This window comes from Chloroflexota bacterium, from assembly GCA_014360805.1.
In the GTDB taxonomy this organism is placed as follows: domain Bacteria; phylum Chloroflexota; class Anaerolineae; order DTLA01; family DTLA01; genus DTLA01.
The window spans coordinates 32,546-53,910 of sequence record JACIWU010000004.1 but is presented as its reverse complement, the minus strand read 5'-3'; the positions used below and the strand labels follow the sequence as shown (position 1 = coordinate 53,910).

General features: G+C 65.6%; 13 protein-coding genes. All 13 read left to right on the top strand.

The window, feature by feature from the left end; translation table 11 throughout:
• Nucleotides 1-7 precede the first annotated feature (7 nt).
• The 13 genes from H5T65_01355 (at nucleotide 8) to H5T65_01295 (ending at nucleotide 21,352) form a co-directional block, all read left to right on the top strand.
• Nucleotides 8-1,045, top strand: coding sequence for a GDP-mannose 4,6-dehydratase (locus H5T65_01355; GenBank protein MBC7257874.1), 1,038 nt, complete (start codon nucleotides 8-10; stop codon nucleotides 1,043-1,045).
• A gap of 13 nt (nucleotides 1,046-1,058) precedes the next feature.
• Nucleotides 1,059-2,213, top strand: a complete 1,155-nt coding sequence (locus H5T65_01350; protein MBC7257873.1) for a glycosyltransferase family 4 protein — start codon at nucleotides 1,059-1,061, stop codon at nucleotides 2,211-2,213.
• Nucleotides 2,170-3,003 carry a class I SAM-dependent methyltransferase gene (locus H5T65_01345; GenBank protein MBC7257872.1) on the top strand — a complete coding sequence of 278 codons (834 nt, stop codon included), beginning with the start codon at nucleotides 2,170-2,172 and terminating at the stop codon, nucleotides 3,001-3,003. The genes H5T65_01350 and H5T65_01345 overlap by 44 nt, the downstream gene beginning before the upstream one ends.
• Before the next feature lie 13 nt (nucleotides 3,004-3,016).
• Nucleotides 3,017-5,014: a glycosyltransferase family 39 protein gene (locus H5T65_01340; GenBank protein MBC7257871.1), complete on the top strand. Its 1,998-nt coding sequence runs from the start codon at nucleotides 3,017-3,019 to the stop codon at nucleotides 5,012-5,014.
• 33 nt (nucleotides 5,015-5,047) lie between these two features.
• The gene (locus H5T65_01335) at nucleotides 5,048-9,910 is read left to right on the top strand and encodes a glycosyltransferase family 39 protein (protein MBC7257870.1); all 4,863 of its coding nucleotides are present in this window, start codon (nucleotides 5,048-5,050) and stop codon (nucleotides 9,908-9,910) included.
• 7 nt (nucleotides 9,911-9,917) lie between these two features.
• Nucleotides 9,918-12,293 (top strand): hypothetical protein, encoded by a 2,376-nt coding sequence (locus H5T65_01330; protein MBC7257869.1) that lies wholly within the window; start codon nucleotides 9,918-9,920, stop codon nucleotides 12,291-12,293.
• A 24-nt stretch (nucleotides 12,294-12,317) separates the two neighbouring features.
• Nucleotides 12,318-14,039 carry a glycosyltransferase family 39 protein gene (locus H5T65_01325; protein MBC7257868.1) on the top strand — a complete coding sequence of 574 codons (1,722 nt, stop codon included), beginning with the start codon at nucleotides 12,318-12,320 and terminating at the stop codon, nucleotides 14,037-14,039.
• Between the two features lie 14 nt (nucleotides 14,040-14,053).
• Nucleotides 14,054-17,125, top strand: coding sequence for a TIGR03663 family protein (locus tag H5T65_01320; GenBank protein ID MBC7257867.1), 3,072 nt, complete (start codon nucleotides 14,054-14,056; stop codon nucleotides 17,123-17,125).
• 76 nt (nucleotides 17,126-17,201) lie between these two features.
• Nucleotides 17,202-18,341: an ADP-forming succinate--CoA ligase subunit beta gene (sucC, locus tag H5T65_01315; protein MBC7257866.1), complete on the top strand. Its 1,140-nt coding sequence runs from the start codon at nucleotides 17,202-17,204 to the stop codon at nucleotides 18,339-18,341.
• Between the two features lie 16 nt (nucleotides 18,342-18,357).
• Nucleotides 18,358-18,777, top strand: a complete 420-nt coding sequence (locus tag H5T65_01310; protein MBC7257865.1) for an HIT family protein — start codon at nucleotides 18,358-18,360, stop codon at nucleotides 18,775-18,777.
• 23 nt (nucleotides 18,778-18,800) lie between these two features.
• Nucleotides 18,801-19,667, top strand: a complete 867-nt coding sequence (sucD, locus tag H5T65_01305; protein ID MBC7257864.1) for a succinate--CoA ligase subunit alpha — start codon at nucleotides 18,801-18,803, stop codon at nucleotides 19,665-19,667.
• A gap of 252 nt (nucleotides 19,668-19,919) precedes the next feature.
• Entirely contained in the window at nucleotides 19,920-20,189 is a 270-nt protein-coding gene (locus H5T65_01300) for a 4Fe-4S binding protein (protein ID MBC7257863.1), read from the top strand.
• Between the two features lie 44 nt (nucleotides 20,190-20,233).
• Nucleotides 20,234-21,352 (top strand): 2-oxoacid:acceptor oxidoreductase subunit alpha, encoded by a 1,119-nt coding sequence (locus H5T65_01295; GenBank protein MBC7257862.1) that lies wholly within the window; start codon nucleotides 20,234-20,236, stop codon nucleotides 21,350-21,352.
• The last annotated feature ends 13 nt before the right edge of the window (nucleotides 21,353-21,365 follow it).

Below are 21,365 nucleotides of genomic sequence, written 5' to 3'. Positions count from 1 at the left end.
GGGCATTGTGGCCGGACCGAGGATACTGGTAACAGGGGGCGCCGGTTTCATCGGCTCCAACCTGGTCCACTCGCTTCTCTCCGATGGCTATGACGTTACGGTTTTTGACAATCTCTCGCGGGCCGGTTCCAAACTCAACGCGGCTTGGTTGGCCTCTGTGCACGGCAAGGCATTTCGCCTGATTGAGGGGGATGTGCGGGATTTTCGGGCCGTGGCCGAGGCGGCACGGGGCAAGGACCGCATCTACCATTTCGCCGCGCAGGTGGCGGTTACCACCTCGGTGCAGGACCCACGCGAGGACTTTGAGGTCAACGCCCTGGGCACGTTCAACGTACTGGAGGCCGCCCGCACGGTGGCCGATCATCCCGTCGTCCTGTTCACGTCTACGAACAAGGTGTACGGGGGCATGGAGGATGTGGTCATCGTGGAATCGGCGACCCGCTATGCGTATCGGGATTTCCCAGACGGCATAGACGAGACGCGGCCCCTGGATTTCCACTCGCCCTACGGCTGCTCCAAAGGCGCGGCCGACCAGTATGTCCGCGACTACTACCGCATCTACGGGATTCCAACCATCGTTTTCCGTATGAGTTGCATCTACGGCACGCGGCAGTTCGGCGTGGAAGACCAGGGGTGGGTGGCCCACTTCGTGATTTCGGCCGTGCGCAATCGGCCCATTACCATCTACGGGGACGGCAAGCAGGTGCGCGACATCCTGTTTGCCGACGACCTGGTGCGGGCGCTGCGGATGGCTCCCGAGCACCTTGACCGCACGGCGGGGCAGGTGTTCAACATCGGGGGCGGCGCGGCCAACACCATCTCCATCTGGGCCGAGTTCAAGGAGATTCTGGCGCGCCTGGCCGGCAAGCCGGTTGAGGCGGCGGGGTGGGGGCCGTGGCGGCCCGGCGACCAACTGGTGTACGTGAGCAACTGCGCGAAAGCAAAGCAGGCTTTCGGGTGGGAGCCTCGGGTTAGCAAAGAGGAGGGCATCGCGCGCCTGTGGCACTGGGTGCGGGACAATCCGGGGCTTTTTGACTCCATGTAGACGGGGGTTGTAGGTGAGAATCCTGTTTGCCCTGACGTACTACAGGCCCCACGTTTCGGGCCTCACCATCTACGTGCAACGGCTGGCCCACGTGATGGCCGCGCGGGGGCACCAGGTAACGGTGCTCACGTCGCAGTACAGCAAAGACCTGCCCGCCGAAGAGGACGACGACGGCGTGCGCGTCGTTCGGGTGCCGGTGGCCTGGCGCATCAGCAAGGGCGTGGTGATGCCGTCGTTCCCCTGGTACGCCTGGCGCGAGATTCGGCGGCACGATGTGGTGAGCATCCACCTGCCCCAGTTTGAGGCGAGCGTGCTGGCCGGCCTTGCGCGGCTGGCGGGCCGACCTGCGGTGCTGACGTACCACTGCGATTTGCAGTTGCCGCCTGGCCTGTTCAACCGATTTGTGGATCAGGTAGTGTTCGTGAGCAACTACATCGCGGGCCTGCTGGCCAATTCGGTTGTGGCCTATACCGAGGACTACGCCGAGAACTCGCGGTACCTGCGCAAGTTTGCCCGCAAGCGGTGCGTGATTCCCCCGCCCGTGATCATGCCGCCGGCGGACGCTGGCGGATGCGAGGCCCTGCGCCAGGAGCATGGGCTGGAAGGCAAGAAGGTCATCGGGTTTGCGGCCCGCTTCGCCGCCGAGAAGGGCGTAGAGTACCTGCTGGGCGCGATTCCCTACATCCTGACGGAAATCCCGAACATCAAGATTCTGTTTGCGGGCGAGTACCAGAACGTCATCGGCGAGCGGGTGTACGAGCGCCTGAAGCCGACCATGGACGAGTATGCCGAGTACTTGGCGTTCTTGGGGGTTCTGTCGCCGCAGAGGATGGCCGATTTCTTCTCGGTGTGCGATGTGGTGGTGCTGCCAAGCATCAACTCCACCGAATCGTTCGGCCTGGTGCAGGTGGAGGCGATGCTGTGCGGGACGCCGGTGGTGGCGAGCAACCTGCCGGGCGTGCGTGTGCCGACCCGCGTAACGGGCATGGGCGAGACGGTGCCGATTCGCAACGAGGTGGCCCTGGCCGAGGCGATTGTCCGCGTCATCCGCAACCGCGAGCAGTACGTGCGCCCGCGCGAGGAGATTGAGCGCGCCTTCAGCCTGGAGACGACGCAGAAACTCTATGAAGAACTCTTTGAACGCCTCACCGCCAAGCGCGCAGGGTAGGCCGGACTACTTCGGGCTGCATCTGCCGGAGGTGCCGGCCTTTCGCGCGCTGATTCGCGCCGTGGAGTGTCGGCTGCTGGCCGAGGTGGAGATGCCGGAGCCTGTGCTGGACATCGGCTGTGGCGATGGCATTTTCGCGCAGATTCTGGCCGGCGGGCGGTGGCTGGCGGGGGTTGACACGTGGGCCGAAGGCGTGCGCCAGGCCCGTGCGCGTCGGGCCTACCGGTATGCGCTGATCGCCAGCGGCACGCGCCTGCCGTTTGCCGACGGCGCGTTCCGAACCGTGGTGAGCAACTGCGTGCTGGAGCACATCCCCGACGTGGACGCAGTGCTGCGCGAGGCGAATCGCGTGTTGGCCGTGGGCGGGCGATTCGCGCTCACCGTGCCCAGTCATCGGTTCGCGGAGATGCTGTTCGGGAGCACCGCCTGCCGGCGCCTGGGGTTGCGGCGCCTCGCGCGCGCCTATGGCGAATGGTTCAACCGAAAGGCGCGGCACTACCACTGCGACCCACCCCAGACATGGGTTGCGCGCTTGGCTGACGCAGGGTTCGCGGTGGAGCGCTGGCAGTACTACCTGTCGCACGCGGCGCTGCAGGCCATTGACCTGGCGCACTACTACGGCGTGCCTTCCCTGGTGTGGAACAAAGTCCTTGGCAGGTGGAATATCGCCCGGGGCAAGTGGAACTATGTGGTTCCCAACCTGTGGCTGCGGCGGTACTACGAGGAGCCTGCGCCGAACCCGGGGGGATATATCTTCCTTGTGGCTACAAAGGCGCGCGTTCTGGAGTGATGGGAGCAAGGCGATGACGCAGGGAATCCAGCGACGATGGCTCGGACTGGGGGTTGCGGTCTGCCTGGCCCTGGCGCTGTGGGGGCAGTACCTGCTTGCGCGGCAGAGACCGGCGTTCGCCGACGGGGTGGTGTTGTACGCCATCAGCGCCGTGCTGTTCCTGGTGCTGAACCGCATGGCCGAGCGCGCGGGCATCGGCGAAGCACCCCCTCAACCGCAACAGGCGGCGCGCCCGTTGCTGTGGGCCAGGCCCGTGCGGATTGGGCTGGTGGCCGCTTCGCTGCTGGCTGCAGGCCTGTGCCTTCGGATCATCATCGGCCGCCCCGCCACGTACTGGACGGCGCTGTACCTGTGGCTCGTGGCCATCATCTTGTTTGTCGTGGCCTACGTGCACCGACCGGCGTGGCCTACCTGGGCCGACCTCAAGCGCAGGGCCTACGCGAACCGCTGGGAGATCGCGGCGGTGGCCCTGATGTTGATTGCGGGGGCTTTGCTGCGCGGCGTGAACCTGGCTGGCATCCCGGCCAACGTGGGCGGAGACGAGGGGTCGCAGGGGCTGGAGGCCATAGACTTCCTGACGGGCGCGAAGACCAACATGTTTGAAACCGGCTGGCTGGGTGTGCCGACCATGTCGTTCCTGTGGCAGGCGGCATGGTTCAAGGTCTTCGGCATCAGCGTTACGACCCTGCGCCTGCCCTGGGCCTTCGTGGGTACGGTTACGATTCTGGTGTTCTACCTGCTGGTGCGTCGCCTTTTCGGGAAGCGGCTGGCGCTGGTGAGCGGGTTCTTCCTGACCGCATACCACTATCACATTCACTACAGCCGCCTGGGGTCTAACCAGGTGGCCGACGCGCTGTTCATGGCGCTGGTGCTGTACTTCCTCACGCGCGGGCTGTCCACGCGGCAGCCGCTGGATTTCGCGCTGGCGGGGGTGTTCCTCGGCGGGAGCATCTACTTCTACGCGGGCGCTCGGTTGACCTTCGTGGTGGTGGCGGCGTACCTGGTGATGGTAGCCCTGCTGGATGAGCGCAAACTCCAGGGGCAGGCGTCCAATCTGCTGGTGCTGGCGGGCGCGGCTTTCGTGGTGGCGCTGCCGCTGGGCTACTTCTACTACAAGCACCCCGACGATTTCAACGCGCGGCTGAACATGGTGGGCATCATCCAGTCGGGCTGGCTGGAGCGCGAGGTGCAAATCACGGGGCGTCCCATGGTGCGCATCCTGGCCGATCAGTTCCAGCGGGCCTTCTTCGCGTTCAATTACTATCACGACCGCACGGTGTGGTACGGCGCGACTATCCCCCTCATGGATTTCGCGTCGTCCATATTCTTCCTGCTGGGGCTTGTGTTGGCGACGTTCCGCTGGCGCCGCGAGCCCTACCTGCCGTTCCTGGTATGGTTCTGGCTTGGCCTCATCCTGGGCGGCATGATGACCGAAAGCCCGCCCAGCAGTCAGCGGCTCATCACCCTGGCGCCGTCGGCCAGCCTGTTCGTGGCGCTGGCGCTCACGCGGACGTGGGACATGTTCGGCGCGGCGCTGGGCAAGGCGCGCGCCTGGAGCGACCGGGTCATCGCCGTCTCGCTGGTGTGCCTGGCCCTCATCGGGACGGTGTACTATTTCCACAGGCTGATGCCCAAGCGGTTGTACGGGAGCCTCAACGGCGAAGTGGCGACGGAGATGGGCTACTACCTGCGAGACCTGGGGCCCGACTATCGCTGCTACTTCTTCGGGCCAGGGCGGATGTACTACGGGTTCGCCACCATCCCGTTTATCGCCCGCGGCGTGGAGGGGGTGGACGTGCTCCAGCCGCTGTCGGGCGCGCCCGACTTCGTGCTGCCGGATAAGGGGGCCGTGTTCGTGTTCTTGCCGGAGCGCCTGTGGGAGTGGAACTTCGTGAAGGAGAAGTACCCCGGAGGCAAGATTCGGGACTTCGCCCATGCCAAGTCGCAGGATTTGCTGTTCACGGCATATGTGGTGCCGCGCAGTGTGGTGGAGGCGGCGGCCAACCCGTAGGGGCGGATGGGCATGTACCTTGCAGGCTGCAACATGGAGGACAACTTGTTTGCGCGTCGCACGGCGAGGGAAACCGTACAGAGGATTTGGAACATGAAGTCGGTGTCGCTGGTGAAACAATGGGCCGCACGTGGGGCGCAGGCATTGGGCATCGCGGTGCGGTGGCTGCTTCACCCGAGCAACAGCGCTATCGTGCTGGCCGCGATTCTTGCGGCGGCGTTGGCGCTGCGCCTGATAGGGCTGGACTGGGACAAGGGCCACGGCATCCACCCCGATGAGCGTTTCCTACGCATGGTGCTGAACGACATCCGCTGGCCCAAGTCCATTGCGGAGTACTTCAACACGGCCCAGTCGCCGCTGAACCCGCGCAACAAGAACTTCACGTTCTGGGTCTACGGCGAGTTGCCGCTGTTCCTGGTGCATCGGCTTGGCGACCTGCTGCACAAGTCGGGGTACGGGCAGATTCACCTGGTGGGGCGCGCGGCGTCGGCGCTGATAGACGTGGGGTCGGTGATCGTCATCTATCTTCTGGGCAAGCGGTTGTACTCCAAGAAGGTGGGGCTGGTGGCCGCGGGGCTGCTGGCGTTCACCGTGCTGGATATCCAACTGTCGCACTTCTTCGCCGTGGACACGTTCGCGGCGTTCTTCGCGACGCTGGGCCTGCTGTGCGCCGTGTACGCGGTGGAGCAGGGGCGCTGGTGGCAGTTCTTCGTGCTAGGCGTAGTCGTGGGGGCCGGGATGGCGTCCAAGATCAGCATGGCGCTGTTCGGCGCGGTGGCGGGGCTGGCCTGGCTGATGTTCGCGCTCCGCACGCACCGCGATGAGGTCTGGGCCGAGCGCACGATCCTTCGGCTGGGGCTGCTGGGCCTGGGGGTGCTGCTGGCGTTCCGAGTGTTCCAGCCCTACGCCTTCTCGGGGCCGAGTTTCCTGAACTTTACCCTGTCGCCGGACTTCTTGGCGAACATGAAGGAAGCCCAAATGTACCAGACTGGCAAGGCCGACCCGCCATGGGGGTTCCAGTGGGCCAACCGCACGCCGTACATTTTCCCACTGTACAACATGGTGCTGTTTGGGATGGGCGTGCCCATGGCGCTGGCGGCCTTTGTGGGGTGGGCTGCGGGCGGCTGGGAGATGCTGTCCAAGAAGCGGATGGCGCACCTGCTGCCGTGGGCATGGGTTACGCTGCTGTTCGTGTATCAGGGCGGGCAGTTCGTGAAGTCCATGCGCTACTTCATCCCCATCTATCCGGCGATGGCGCTGCTGGCGGCCTTCGGAATCGCCTGGGTATATCGCCAGGCCCGAAATCGCGGCGCATGGGCCAGGCGGGCGGCGGCGCTGCTGGCGGTGCTGGTGGTGGTCAGCACGGCGGTGTACGGCGTGGCGTTCGCGGGCATCTACACGCGCCCGCACCCGCGCATGGCGGCCAGCACGTGGATTTACGAGAACGTGCCCATGGCGGCCACGCTGCACTACCGCACGGCGGACGGCACAATCCGCCAGTATCAGTTGGGCATCCCGCACGGCCAGATTCTCTCGCCGTCGTCGCCGGCCTTCGCCTCGTTCTCCCTGCCCGAATCCGGCGACATCGTGGACGTTACGCTGAATCACCTGCGGAGCGACGGGACGGCGCCGAGCACGCTGCGGGTAGAGGTGGCCCGCGAAATGTGGCCGGAAGATACCCTCGTGTCGGCGGAGTTGAGCGGCATCTTCGCGCCCGACGCGGACGGCAAAGGGCGGGCGTATCGGCTTGAGATGCGCGGCCTGACCATGGCGCCGGGCGTGCGCTACGTGGCGAAGTTTTCGGTTACCGAGGGCGCGTCGCTGATCGCCGAGAGCAGCACGATTCTGCAGGAGACCTACGACGACCCCAAAGTGCCCTTCAGCGAAGTGGGGCGCGATCCCTTCCGCAACTACAACATCCCCGAGTTGCGGGTGTACGATGACGAGAGCCCCGATAAACTGCGCCACTTCCAGGAGATGCTGACCCAGGCCGACTATATCTGCTTCACGAGCCAGCGCGGATATGGGTCTATCCCCCGAATGGCGGCGCGCTTCCCCATGGCCACCAAGTTCTACGACTTGCTGTTCGCGGGCCAGTTGGGGTTCAAACTCGTGGGCGAGTTTACGTCCTATCCCCAACTGGACGGCCTGGTGTTCAACGACGACAAGTCGGAGGAAGCGTTCACGGTTTACGATCACGCCAAGGTCTTGTTGTTCCAGAAGGTGGAGCCGATCACGGCGGAACAGATCGCCGCGGCGATTGCCCCCGCGGACTGGCGGGCGATTCCCCACTACACGGCGCGCGAGGCATCCAGGTACAAGACGCTCCTGCTCACGCCAGAGGATTTGTCCATCCAGCAACAGGGCGGCACATGGCGGGAGATCTTCAACCCCGACTCCTGGGTGAATCGGGTGCCGACGCTGGTGTGGTTGCTCCTCGTGGAATTGCTCGGCGTGCTCGGGTTCCTCATCGGGTTCCCGCTGTTCCGCAGCATGACGGACCGCGGATACGCGCTCGCCAAGACCTTTGGCATACTCCTGCTGGTGTTCGTGAGTTGGATTCTGGTGGCGCTGCGGGTTGCTTGGTTCACGCGGCTGACCATCGGCATCGCGCTGGTGCTGCTGGCTCTGGCGGCGGGGGCGGTGGCGTATGCGGAGCGGCGATCCCTGCGGCAGTTCCTGCGGGAGCGGTGGCGACATCTGGCTGCGATAGAGGGACTTTTCCTCGTGTTGTTCTTCGCCTGGCTGCTGGTCCGCTGGGGCAACCCTGACCTGTGGCACAACTATCTCGGCGGCGAGAAGCCGATGGAGTTCGCCTACCTGAACGCGGTCATCAAGAGCACCACGTTCCCGCCGTATGACCCGTGGTTCGCGGGCGGATACCTGAATTACTACTACTGGGGCCAGGTGATTGTGGCCACGCTCATCAAGTTCACGGGCATCGTGCCGTGGGTGGGGTTCAACCTGGCGGTGCCCCTGCTGGCGGCGCTGACGGGGATGGGCGCGTTCACCGTTACCTACCACCTGCTGCCGGAGCGCGTCCGGGGCGCACTGGGCACGCGCGTCCAGGGGTGGCTGTACGGGCTTGTGGGCGTCGCATTCGTCGTGTTCTTCGGCAATCTGGGGAACATGAACCTCATCGTCGGGGGCTTGATTCGGCAAGGTGTGCCCGAGTTCAAGAGCAGCGTTCCCGGGCTGGTTCCTGTTGTGCGGGCGCTCACGGGGTTGTGGAAGGTACTTTCGGGGGCGTCGCTGGGGTTCGCAAGGGAGTGGTGGTTCTGGAACGCCACCCGCACGATTCCGGACACGGTGAACGAGTTCCCGTTCTTCACGTTCTTGTTCGCCGATTTGCACGCGCACCTCATCGCGCTTCCGTTCACGCTGTTGGCGCTGGGGATGGCGGTGAACATCGTGCGCGGGGCGCGCGCGGGGACAGAAGCCTCGCGTCCTGCGCCGAATGCGTCCATTCTGGCGCGGCTGGCGGGCCTGGCGCGGGACTGGGACCTGGGCGTTCTGATGGGGCTGGCGTTGGTGTTGGGGGCGTTGTGGCCGACGAACACGTGGGATTTCCCGACCTACTTCGTTGTCGGCGTGGGGGCGCTGCTGATTCGGGGCTATGCCCGCGAAGGCCGAATCGCCTGGCAGTGGCTGCTGAAGGTGGCGGCCCAGGCGGTGTTCGTGGCGGCCCTGGCGGTGGCGCTGTTCTATCCGTTCCACGCCTACTATGGCAGTTACTACACGAGCGTGGAGTTGTGGAAGGGGCAGCGGACACGGCTCTTGGAATTCCTGACCATATCGGGGCTGTGGCTCTTCATCCTGTTGGCGTATCTGCTGGACAAGGGCCTCGGCAGGGGCGCGGGCGGCGTGATGGGCTGGATCGGGCGCATGTCCGTCCGTCGGAGTCAGGCCGCCAGACGGTGGTCGCTTACTCAGGCGTTGAGTCCGACGTTCGCGGGGTGGTGGACAGGGCTGGTGATGACCGTCGTGGCGCTGGCGATGGGGGCCTACCTGCTGGTGCAATTGAAGTATCCGGTGGTGGCGTTTCTCCTGGTGCCGTTCATTATCGCGATGGCGCTATTCTTCCGGAGGCGCGCGTCGCCGGAAGAGCGGTTCGTGGCGCTGCTCATCCTGGGCGGCCTTGCGTTGAGCATGGCTGTGGAGATCGTGGTGCTCAAAGGCGACATCGGGCGGATGAACACCGTGTTCAAGTTCTACTTGCAGGTTTGGGTCATGTGGGCCATCGCCGCTGCCGTGGCGCTGGCGCATCTGGCCGAGCGCAGCCGCAACTGGGCGCGCGGCTGGCAGAGGTTCTTCCGGGGCGGCGTGGCGTTCCTTGTCGCCATGTCGCTGCTGTACACGGTAACCGCGACGCCAGCGCGCATCGGCCTGCGCTACGACGCGAGCCTAGGCCCTTCGCTGGATGGCATGGCGTACATGGACTCGCCGAAGGCGCAGTACTGGGAGAACGAGCGGGTTCTAGACCTCAAGTGGGACAAGGAAGGCATCCTCTGGCTGTTGGCGAACGCGGAAGGTTCTCCGGTGATCCTGGAGGGCCAGACGGGCGAATACCGTTGGGGTTCGCGCGTGTCTATCTATACGGGCCTGCCGAACGTTGTTGGCTGGCGATGGCATCAGGTGCAACAGCGCATGCTGATGCCAGGCGGCACGGTAGAAGGGCGCGTGGATGATGTTCGCACCATCTACACAACGGCGGACGATGAGATGGCATTGGCGCTGCTGAGGAAGTACGGCGTGTCGTTCATCTACGTCGGCCAGTTGGAGCGGGCGCTGTACGGCGAGGAAGGCCCGGCGAAGTTTGACCGGTGGGCGGAGCAGGGTATCCTGGAATTGGCGTTCTCCAGCCAGGAAGTGAAGATATACCGCATGGTGAAGTAGGTGGCGTATGGGTTCGGTTCTGGCGTGGTGGCTGCTGGTTACCCTGGCAGGCTGGACGGTTCTTCCCGTCGCCCTGCGGCTGTTCAATCGGCTGCCGGGGCGGGGCTATGCGCTGGCGAAGGCGCTGGGGCTGCTTCTCATCGGCTACGTCTTCTGGCTGCTGTGCTCGCTGAAACTGCTGCGCAACGACGTGGGCGGGATTCTCATCGCGTGGGCGGTGGTGCTGGGGCTGTCGGTGTGGTTCTATCGGCGCGGCGGGGGGAGCCTGGACGAACTGCGGGCCTTCATCCGCGAGCGGTGGCGCTACATCGTGGCCACGGAAGCGATCTTCCTGATCGGCCTTGTGGGCTGGGCGGCCTTCCGCGCCTTTGACCCCGACCTGGTGGGCACCGAGAAGCCGATGGAATTCGCGTTCCTCAACGCGATTCTGCGGAGCGACACTTTCCCGCCGCACGACCCGTGGCTGTCGGGCTACGCCATCAGTTACTACTACTTCGGCTATGTGATTATCGCCGCACTCACGAAACTGGCCGGCACGCCACCTGCCGTGGCGTTCAACGTGGGGATTGCGCTGCTGTTCGCGCTGACGCTCACGGGGAGTTTCGGCGTGGTGTACGAACTGGCCGCGTGGAAGCGCGAGGCGAGCGAGGGGCGGGCGCTCGGGTTCAGCCTGTTCGGGACGCTATTTGTGGCGCTGGTGGGCAATCTGGAGGGCCTGCTGGATGCGCTGCATTCGCGGGGCATCGGCTCGGCGGCGTTTTGGAAATGGGTGCAGATCAAGGGGCTTGCCGACGCTCCGATAACCGGCTCGTGGGTTCCGCAAGACCACTGGTGGTGGTGGCGGGCGTCTCGCGTAGTCTATGATATGAGCGCGCTGGGGGAGCACCAGGAAGTCATTGACGAGTTCCCGTACTTCAGTTTCATCCTGGGGGATATGCACCCGCACGTGCTGGCGCTGCCGTTCGTGATGGTGGCGATTGCCCTGGCGGTGCAGGTCATCCGCTGGGCGGCGGAGCAGAAGCCGCTCGCGCTGCCGAAGAAGGGCGGCGTGAGCGCCTGGCTTCCGGCGTACCTGGCACAGGACTGGGAACGCACCCTGCTCATCGCATTGTGCCTGGGCGCGCTCGGATTCCTGAACACGTGGGACTTCCCCATCTACTGGGGCGTCGCGACGTTGTGCTACGCTGCCGGCCGGTATGTGGCAGGCCGCAGGCTGGACATGGCTTACTGGCTGGATGTCGCGCTGTGGGCGGGGAGGGCGCTGATCCTTGGTGTCCTGCTATTCCTGCCGTTCTACATCTCCTTTAGTTCCCAGGCCAGCGGCATTGGTCTGGTGATCATCAACAAGACACGCCCGTGGCACTACTTTGTGATGTTTGGCCTGTTCCTGGCTACTGCCGTGGCGTTCGCGGTGTACGCGACGCGTGCGGCGTTTCGGCAACGCAAGTGGGCCGCGACGGGCGACGTGAGGGCCATCGCCGCGGTTGTGGGGCTTCTCGCGCTCCTATCGGTCATAACCGGCAAGTGGACGGCGCTCATCGCGATCCTGCTTGCGGGCGTGCTGGCGCTTACCGCGACGCGGCGGCTGGCGCAGGACCCCGCCGCAGACGAACATGCGCTGACCGACGCGACCGTGTCCTTGATGATGATGGTGGGATTCCTGCTGACCTTCGCGGTGGAGTTCGTGTTCCTGCGCGACTACTTCGGCACACGGATGAACACCGTGTTCAAGTTCTACTACCAGGCGTGGGTGCTGCTGGGGTTGGGCGGCGCGTATGCGCTGTGGGCCATCTTCGGGCGGGGCGCGGCGGGCCGTAGCCGATGGGCAGCCGCGGGGCGCGCCCTCTTCGCGGCAACGTTCGCCGTGCTCCTCGCGGCGAGTTTGGTCTATACGTTCGCGGCAGGCTACTCCAAGGCCAACGGGTTCCGGGGCCAGGCGACCCTGAACTGCCTGGCCTTCGTCCAACGGTACTCGCCAGCCGAGTACAATGCCATTGCGTGGCTCAATGCAAACGTCAAGGGCGCGCCGGTGATCCTTGAGGCTACGGGCGGCTCCTACACCGAGGCGGCGCGCGTGTCGGCGCGGACGGGCCTGCCCACGGTGCTGGGGTGGGACTTCCACGAACAGCAATGGCGCGGAAAACGGAATCCGGCGGGCAGTCGCGCGATGGACATAGAGACGATGTACCGTGCGCCTGACAGCCCCGAATCTTTGACGCTGTTGGACACCTATGGTATAAGTTATATCTACATAGGGGATTTGGAGCGCAGCAAGTACGGCTTGAGCGAGGCCGTCGTGGACCGGTGGGATCGGATTGCCGTGCGCGTGTACGATGTCGGCGGCGTGCGCATCTACCGGTACGCGCCCCGAACCCCACGATGACCGACAAGGAAGCCGCAAATCGGGATGACCGAAAAGCCTGATGCCAAGAACAGCCCCTTCGCCCGCATAACGATAGAGATGGCGATCTACGGCGTCCTTCTCCTGGTGTCCCTCACGCTCCGCCTGGTGGACCTGGACGCGCGCCCGTTGAGTTCTGCGGAGGCGGCGCGGGCGCTGGGCGCATGGCAACTGGCCCAGGGCCGCGAGCCGGCGTTCGTGGGCAGCCCGTTGCTCACCAACGGCACGGCGGTGGTGTTCTTCCTGTTCGGAGCCAATGATTTCACGGCGCGCCTGCTGCCTGCGCTGTTTGGCGCGCTGATGGTGTTGCTGCCCTACTTCTGGCGCGAGCGCCTGGGACGGGAAGGGGCGCTCCTGGCGGCGGCGCTGTTGGCCATCTCGCCCATGGCGCTGTTCGCGTCGCGCTCCGTCGGGCCAGAGGCGCTGGCCGCCGCATGGGGCCTGGGCCTGGCCACGGCGCTGGTGCGGTTCGCGGATACGGGCGCGCCGCGGTATCTGTACGCGGGCGCGGCGGCGCTGGGGCTGCTGCTCACGTCGGGGGCGGGCGCGTACTTCGTGTTGCTGGCGCTGCTTGCGGTTGCGGTGGCGGCGTGGGCGCTGGGCCGCAGGGGGAATGCGGCTATCGCCTCGTTCCAGGAGCGCCTGCTGGCAAGCCGCGCAACACTCCGCACGGGCGGATTCGTGTTCTCGGGGACGGCTGTGGGCGTTGGCACGCTGTTGCTCTTCCACGTGTCGGGCCTGCGCGGGCTGGGCGATGTGCTGGGCGAGTGGTGGCGTGGCTTCGGGGCGGCAGGCGCGATGCCCTGGTTCAGCCCGCTGCTGTGGCCCCTGCTGTACGAGCCGCTGGTGGTCGTGTTCGGCATCGTCGGCGGGATTCGCGCCGTGCGCGAGCGGGATTTGCTGGGCAGTAGCCTGCTGGGGTGCGCTTTGGGAATCTCGGTCATGCTGATGGCGTGGCCGGCGCGGACATCGGGGGACATGCTCCTGGTGTTGGCACCGCTGACGCTGCTGGCGGGCAGACAAATCGCCGCGTTGCTGCGCGACGCACGGGCCGATTGGCGCGGCCTGCGCGACGGGGTGTACGTGGCCGTATTCGCCATTCTGGTGGCCTATGTGTACCTCCAGTTGGCAGGCTTCGCGGAGCGCGGCGATTCGGTCTTCGCCATTCTCGCATGGGTGGGCACGGCGCTGTTCATCGTGCTGACGACGGGCCAGGGCGTTCTGTACGGCGTGGGAAACGCGCTGCGGAATCTGGGGCTGGCGGGCGCGGCGCTGACGCTGGTCATCACGCTGTCGGCGGCGCTTGGCTCGGCGTACGATGCGGGGCAAGGGCGCGCCGAGATTCTGGAGCCTACGCCGACCTCGCCGCAGGCGCGGGCGCTGGCGGCCGATGTGGCGACGTGGTCACTGCGCCGCATGGGCGACGCGCGCGAGATGTCGGTCGCGGTGGTGCTGCCGAATCCCACCGTGATGCAGTGGTACCTGCGGGAGTTTCGCCATCTGCAAGTCCTCGTGGGCACGGCAGCGCCTGTGAGCGCCGAGGCCCTCATTACGCTTGAGGGCGTGCAACCGGCGGCGCAAGGATCGTATGTCGGCCAGCCCTACGAGTTGACACGGGACTTCCGATGGCGAGCGCTGCCGGCCAGGGATTGGTGGCGTTGGGCCTTGTGGCGCGCGCTTCCCGCGGCGTCGGAGAGCCGCGCGGTGCTGTGGATTCAAACCTCGTGAGAGTGATGGGACGGATGGCTCAAGTCGGAGCGGTTTCGGACGGCAAGGACTGGTGGGAGACGCCGGTCCTGCATAGCCTGCAGAACCTGACGCGGGAGAAGGCCGCGTACATCGGGATTGCGGTTGTGGCGCTGGCGCTGCGCCTGTGGGCGCTGGGGGCGCGCGCCGTGAGTTTTGACGAGTGCCAGCACCTGTATTTCTCGTGGCAGCCCTATTCTGTCGGCTCCATCTTCAAGTTTGACCCCGTTACCGGGCCGATCACGCACGGGCCGTTCCTGTTCCTGGCGAACACGCTGATGTACACGCTGTTCGGCGTGAGCGACTACACATCGCGGTTGGCGTCGGCGTTTTTCGGCACGGCGCTGGCGCTCTTGCCGTACTTCTTGCGCAAGTACCTGGGGCGCGGCGGGGCGCTGGCGGCGGCGGTGATGCTGACTGTGTCGCCGTTCCTGCTGTTCTACTCGCGGGACAACCTCCACGAAATCTACGGCGCGGTCTGGACCATGCTGATGGCCATCGGCTTCCTGCGCTACGTGGACGAGCGGAAGCCGAAGTATCTGTACCTGTTCGGCGCGGCGGTGGGGTTCTACCTGTGCACCAAGGCCGTGGCGTACATCATGGGGTTCATCGTCGTGGCCTTCGTGGTGGTGGCGCTGGTGTGGGAGCGACTGTCGGCGCAGGCGGCGCGGACGGCGCGGGGCGTGGGGCTGGCCGTGAGCGCAGGGGGGCTCGCGCTGCTGGTGTGGCTCACCAATCGGCCCCAGCCGGCGGGGGTCGCGCGGAGCGGACTCCTGCCGGTGCTCGTGGTGGCGGTCTGCCTGCTGGGGGCGGCGGTGCTAGCCGGTTGGGCGTACCCCGGCGGAAAGGAGCGGCCGGTGGCCCGCGCCCTGGGGGCCATCCGCGGGGCGCACTTCTGGGCGATGGTCGGCATCGGCCTGGGGGTGGTGGTGTTGTTGTACACCACGTTCTTTACCAACCCCAGGGGCTTGACCGGCCCCATTAGCCAACTATCCTACTGGTTCGGGCAACACGGTGAGGCGCGGGGCGGCCAGCCGTGGTACTACTTCCTGCTGGTGCTGGCGCCCATGTACGAGTTTCTGCCGCTCCTGGGCGCGGTTGCGGCGATTGTGTACTACGCGGCCTTTCGGAGGCGGCCGCATCCGGAACGCGACGCGGTGCCCTTTGTGCCGTTCGTCATCTTCTGGGCGATTGCGGCCATGGCCATCCACAGTTGGACGGGCGAGAAGATGCCGCAGCACACGGTGTACCTGGTGCTGCCGATGATTCTGCTGACGGGGCGTCTGCTCCAGGATTGGCTGGGAGATGGGAACGGAGACCAGGAGCGTCGGCGCGAGTTCGTTGCGTTCTTCGCGCTGCTGCCCGCCGCCGGGTACTCGGTGATCCGGCTGCTGTCCATCCGGCCCTTTGCGGGGCTTTCGCAGGCGCAACTGAATCAGACGATGGTTTGGCTTGCAACGCTGGGCGTGGCGGCGGGCCTGGCGTGGGCGCTGGCGCGGCTGGGCCAGCGCCTGGGCAAGGCCATGGCGCTTCGGGCGTGCGCGGCGTCGGCCTTCGCCGTCCTGCTTCTGCTGACCGTGCGGGTCAGTTGGGTGGCGAGTTTCGTGAACTACGACAACGCCAAGGAACTCATCGTCTATGCGCATGGAACCCAGGACGCGAAGGTAACGCTGAACGAGATTCTGGACATCTCGCGCCGAACCGTCGGGGACAACCGCATCAAGGTGGCATATGATTCTCGCACGGGGTTCCCCTTCGCCAACTGGTACTTGCGGGACTTCCCGAACGCCGTTTCGTTCTCCGGCGAAAGCCCCAGCCGAGAGGCGCTGGACTCGCCCATCGTCATCGTGCACGGCTGGAACGACGCCAAGGTGCGCCCGATTCTGGCGAATTACGACCGTTTCCCGCGCCTGGTCATGTGGTGGCCCGTGGAGGACTACAAGGGGCTGACGCCCGCGCGCCTGTGGGCCATGCTGCGGGATCCAGCCAAGCGCGCTGAAATCTGGGGCATCCTGTGGTCGCGCACGTATCCCTACGCGCTCAAGGACTGGCCGTACCGCGAGGAGATGATCCTCTACATCCGCAAGGACATCACGGCGCAACTCTGGCAGTATGGCGCTCTGACCGCAGCCGCAGCGCCGCAGCCGCCTGTGGTCGTTACCGAGGATCCGTATCAGGCGAAGAAGGTGCTGGTGCCGGCGGCGCTGACGTTTGGGCGGCAGGGGCAAGGGCCAGGGGAGTTCCAGGACCCGCGCGGGGTGGCGGTGGACGCGGCGGGGAACATCTACGTGGCGGACACGGGGAACCATCGGGTGCAGGTGTTTGACGCGAACGGGCGGTATCTGCGGGGATGGGGTCGGTACGGGAGCGGGCCAGGGGAGTTCAACGAGCCGTGGGGGATTGCGGTGGACGGCGCGGGGAACGTGTACGTGGCGGACACGTGGAACTATCGCGTGCAGAAGTTTGACGGCACGGGGAAGTTTGTGACGATGTGGGGGGAGAGCGGGGACACGGGCGGCGACGCGGCGTCGTTGCCTGGTGCGTTCTACGGGCCGCGCGCGGTGGCGATGGCGTGGGATGGGAGCGTGTTGGTGATGGACACGGGGAACGAGCGGATTCAGCGGTTCACTGCGGAAGGTCAGTTCATTGCTGGGTACGGTGGGTTTGGGGCGGGGCCGGGGCAGTTCTGGGAGCCTGTGGGGTTGGCGGTGGACGGAGAGGGGAACGTGTATGTGGCGGACACGTGGAATCGGCGTGTGCAGGTGTTGGATCGGGAGATGAGGTATGTGAGGGAGTGGGGGGTGAAGACGTGGGCAGGGGAGTCGGTGTTGAACAAGCCGTATGTGGCGGTGGATGGGCGAGGGCACGTGTATGCGAGCGATCCGGAGGGGCATCGGGTGTTGGAGTGGACGGTGGGCGGGGAGTTTGTGGCGGCGTATGGGGAGTATGGGGTGGATGAGAGTCGGTTCAGCCTGCCTGTGGGTTTGGCGGTGGATGGGAGCGGGCGGCTGATCGTGGCGGATTCTGGGAATCATCGCATTATGGTATTTGCGCCTTTCGGGCCGTGAGGCACAGTGGAATCTCGGCTGCGCGGGAGAATGCGACGGCCGTGGGTATAGTCTGTTTTGTTGCGAGGAGGTTGTGGTGAAACTGCATGAGTACCAATCCAAGCGCATCTTTGCGCGTTATGGCATCCCTATTCCAGAAGGGGATGTGGCGACTACGCCTGTGGAGGCGGGTGCTATTGCGGCGCGCCTGGGCAAGCCTGTGGTCGTGAAGTCGCAGGTGCTGGTCGGGGGCCGCGGCAAGGCAGGGGGCATCAAACTGGCGCGCGATCCTGCCGAGGCCGAGCGGGTGGCCGGGCAGATTCTCGGCATGGACATCAAGGGCCTAAAGGTGAAGAAGGTCCTGGTGGACGAGGCGGCGCGAATTCAGAAGGAAATCTACCTGGGGGTTGTGGTGGATCGGGCCAGCAAGCGCGCCGTCATGATGGCTTCGGCGGAGGGCGGCGTGGAGATAGAAGAGGTGGCGCGCGTCTCGCCCGAGAAGATTTACAAGGTGAGCATCAATCCTTTCCTGGGGTTGCAGCCGTTCCAGGCGCGTGAGATCGCCTTCGGCATCGGCCTGGACAAGGACTTGGTGGGGTCTTTTGCCGCGATTGCCCAGGGGCTGTACCAGGCGTTTGTCAGCACCGACGCGTCGCTGGCGGAGATCAACCCGCTGGTCGTTACCGATGAGCACAAGTTGCTGGCGGTGGACGGGAAGATCGTCCTGGACGACAACGGGCTGTTCCGCCACCCCGACCTGGCCGAGATGCGCGACCTGGACGAGGAAGCGCCTGCCGAGACCGAGGCGCGCAAGTATGGGCTGAGTTACGTGAAACTGGACGGCAACGTGGGGTGCATGGTGAACGGCGCGGGGCTGGCGATGGCGTCCATGGATGTCATCAAACTGTTTGGCGGCGCGCCGGCGAACTTCCTGGACATCGGCGGGGGGGCGAAGGCCGACAAGGTGGCGGCGGCCCTGCGCATGATTCTGTCGGATCCGAACGTGAAGTCGGTGCTGTTCAACATCTTCGGCGGCATCACGCGCTGCGACGAGGTGGCGAAGGGCATCCTGGCGGCGCTGGAGGAGGTCAAGCCGAACGTGCCGATGGTGGTGCGTCTGGTGGGCACCAACGAGGAGGAAGGGCGGCGGCTGCTGGCCAGCGCGAACATGCGCGCCACGACGTCGCTGGTGGAGGCGGCGCAACTGGCGGTGGCGGCGGCTCGCGGCGAGGCGTAGTAAAGGAGGGGCCGGCATGGGATGCGTGTTCTGCGACATCGTGGCCAGGCGCGTTCCGGCGCACATCGTGTACGAGGACGAGGCGACGCTGGCTTTCATGGACATCGCGCCGATTCACGAGGGGCACACGCTGGTGGTGCCCAAGACCCATGCGGCCGATGTCTTTGAGGTAAATCCGGAGGATGCGGCGGCGGCGATGCGCACGGCGGTGAAGGTGGCCCGCGCGGTGAAAGCCGCGTTCGGATGCGACGGGGTCAACATCTTTCAGAGCAACGGCCCTGCCGCGGGGCAGACCGTTTTCCATTTTCACATCCACGTGCTCCCGCGCTGGGCGGGCGATCGTTCCATCGCCTTGCGTCGCGAATACTTCGCCGGAGACAGCGATTTGCAGCGGGCAGCCGAGCGAATCCGACAAACCATCGGGTCAAAATCCTGAAGTTTACATAAGAAGGGGATGCGATGAGCGTTTTGGTCAACAAAGACACCCGTCTGTTGGTTCAGGGGATTACGGGGCGTGAGGGGGAATTCCACACCCTGCAGATGATCGCCTACGGCACGAAGGTCGTCGGCGGGACGTCGCCGGGCAAGGGCGGCGAGTGGGCGGCCGGCGTGCCGGTCTTTGACACCGTGAAGGAAGCGGTGAACGCGACGGGCGCCAACACGTCCATCATCTACGTGCCCGCCCGCTTCGCGCCGGATGCCATCCTGGAGGCGGCGGACGCGGGGATTGAACTCGTCGTGTGCATCACCGAGGGCATCCCTGTGCTGGACATGGTGAAGGTGTGCGAGTACCTGCAGCACACGTCCACGCGGCTGATCGGTCCCAATTGCCCCGGCCTGATTACGCCCGGCGAGGCGAAAGTCGGCATCATGCCCGGGCATATCCACATGCCGGGGAAAGTCGGGGTGGTGTCGCGCAGCGGGACGCTGACCTACGAGGTGGTGTACGCCCTGACGCAGAAGGGCATTGGGCAGTCCACCTGCATCGGAATCGGCGGCGATCCGATTATCGGGACGACGTTCATTGACGCGCTGAAACTGTTCCAGGACGATCCGCTGACCGAGCAGGTGGTGCTCATCGGCGAGATCGGGGGCACCGACGAGGAGCGCGCCGCGGAATACATCGCCACGCACATGACCAAGCCGGTTACCGCGTTCATCGCGGGGCAGACGGCTCCTCCGGGCAAGCGCATGGGCCACGCCGGCGCGATCATCTCGGGCGGCACGGGCACCGCGGCGGAGAAGATTGCCACCCTGCGCGAGGCAGGCGTGCGCATTGCCCGCCATCCGGTGGAGGTGGCCGACCTCGTCGCCGAGATGGCGTGATTCGGCTCCGTTGTGTGTTGGCGACCGATGCCCATGGCGCGGCCAACTTTGGGACGTGTTGTGGCGTAGCCTCCTTGACAGCGGCAGGGCTATCGGTATACTGAATTTGACAGGACATGGACGCCGCACGCGCGTAAGCAAGGGCGCTTGGGCGGGGTGTGGAACGCTGGCTATCACCGAGGGCGCTCCATTCGCTCAGGAGTCTGCAATGGAGCGCCCGCGTTTTCGCGAAGAACCGACAGGAGGGGCAGCGTGAAACTTTGGCGTCGTCCTCTGGATGCCGGCCAGGTTGTGGTGCCGCGGGGCAGAATCTCCGTTCTGGTGGAGCGGTGCAAGGGGTGCGGGTTCTGCGTGGAGTTCTGCCCCCGCAACGTGCTGGCGATCTCCGAGACCTTCAACCAGAAGGGCTACCATCCTCCCTATGCCCTGCACCCCGAACAGTGCGTCGCGTGCGGCCTCTGCGAGATGCTGTGCCCCGAATTCGCCATCCACGTGAGTGAAGCGGTGGAGGTGGCCCCATGAGCGAGTCCAAGCGAGAGCCTCGGCTCCTGTGCGGCGAGTACTTTATGAGCGGCGACGATGCCTGCGCCGAGGCGGCCATCTGCGCCGGTTGCCGCTTCTTCGCGGGATACCCCATCACGCCGGCAACGGAAATCGCGGAGCGGATGGCGGCCCGACTACCCGAGGTGGGCGGCGTCTACATCCAGATGGAGGACGAACTGGCCTCCATGAACGCGGTGCTAGGTGCATCCTGGGCAGGGCGGCGGGCCATGACGGCGACCTCTGGCCCGGGCTTCAGTCTGATGATGGAGAACCTGGGCCTGGGCATCATGACGGAGACGCCGTGTGTGCTCGTGAACGTGCAGCGCGGCGGGCCGTCCACGGGCCTGCCGACGCTGGTGGGCCAGGGGGACGTGATGCAGGCGCGATGGGGTTCCCACGGCTGCTACGAGATCATCGCGCTGTGCCCCAGTTCGCCGCAGGAGTTGTTTGACCTCACCATCCGCGCCTTCAACCTGGCGGAGGAGTTCCGCACGCCCGTGCTGGTGATGACCGACGCCGAGGTGGGGCACATGACGGAGAAAGTCGTCATCCCGCCGGAGGAGCAGATTCCCATCTACCCCCGCCGCAAGCCGTCCGTGGGGCCGGATGCGTACAAGCCCTTTGAGGTCGGCGAAGACCTGGTGCCGGCCATGGTGAACGCCGGCGAGGGGTATCGGATTCACATCACCGGCCTCACCCACGACGAGCGCGGCTACCCCATGGTGGACGCCGTTACGCAGCAGCGGATGATCACGCGCCTGGTGGAGAAGATACGCCGGAACCGCCATCGGATGATTGACGTGGAGGCGCAAGCCCTGGACGATGCCGAGGTGGTGGTGGTTACCTACGGCATCTCGGCCCGCACGGCGCACTGGCCCATAGAGCAGGCGCGCCAGGAAGGCATCAAGGTGGGGATGCTGCGCCTCATCACGCTGTGGCCGTTCCCGGAGGAGAAGATACGTGCCCTTGCGGGGCGGGTGCGGGCGTTTGTGGTGGTGGAGATCAACCTGGGGCAGATGGTGTATGAGGTGGAGCGGTGCGCGGCCGGGAAGGCAGCGGTGTACCTGGCGGGGCATGCCGGCGGGGACTTGCACGACCCCCACGACATCCTGTCGCTCATACGCGAGGCTGCGGGTCGGTAACGGGGAGGTGTAG

Excerpts from the sequence above, each read along its gene's own strand:
- H5T65_01320 (MBC7257867.1), top strand. The coding sequence starts at position 14,054 with ATGGCTCAAGTCGGAGCGGTTTCGGACGGCAAGGACTGGTGGGAGACG.
- H5T65_01310 (MBC7257865.1), top strand. The coding sequence starts at position 18,358 with ATGGGATGCGTGTTCTGCGACATCGTGGCCAGGCGCGTTCCGGCGCAC.
- H5T65_01340 (MBC7257871.1), top strand. The coding sequence starts at position 3,017 with ATGACGCAGGGAATCCAGCGACGATGGCTCGGACTGGGGGTTGCGGTC.
- H5T65_01335 (MBC7257870.1), top strand. The coding sequence starts at position 5,048 with ATGGAGGACAACTTGTTTGCGCGTCGCACGGCGAGGGAAACCGTACAG.
- H5T65_01295 (MBC7257862.1), top strand. The coding sequence starts at position 20,234 with ATGAGCGGCGACGATGCCTGCGCCGAGGCGGCCATCTGCGCCGGTTGC.
- H5T65_01330 (MBC7257869.1), top strand. The coding sequence starts at position 9,918 with ATGGGTTCGGTTCTGGCGTGGTGGCTGCTGGTTACCCTGGCAGGCTGG.
- H5T65_01325 (MBC7257868.1), top strand. The coding sequence starts at position 12,318 with ATGACCGAAAAGCCTGATGCCAAGAACAGCCCCTTCGCCCGCATAACG.
- H5T65_01345 (MBC7257872.1), top strand. The coding sequence starts at position 2,170 with ATGAAGAACTCTTTGAACGCCTCACCGCCAAGCGCGCAGGGTAGGCCG.
- sucD (MBC7257864.1), top strand. The coding sequence starts at position 18,801 with ATGAGCGTTTTGGTCAACAAAGACACCCGTCTGTTGGTTCAGGGGATT.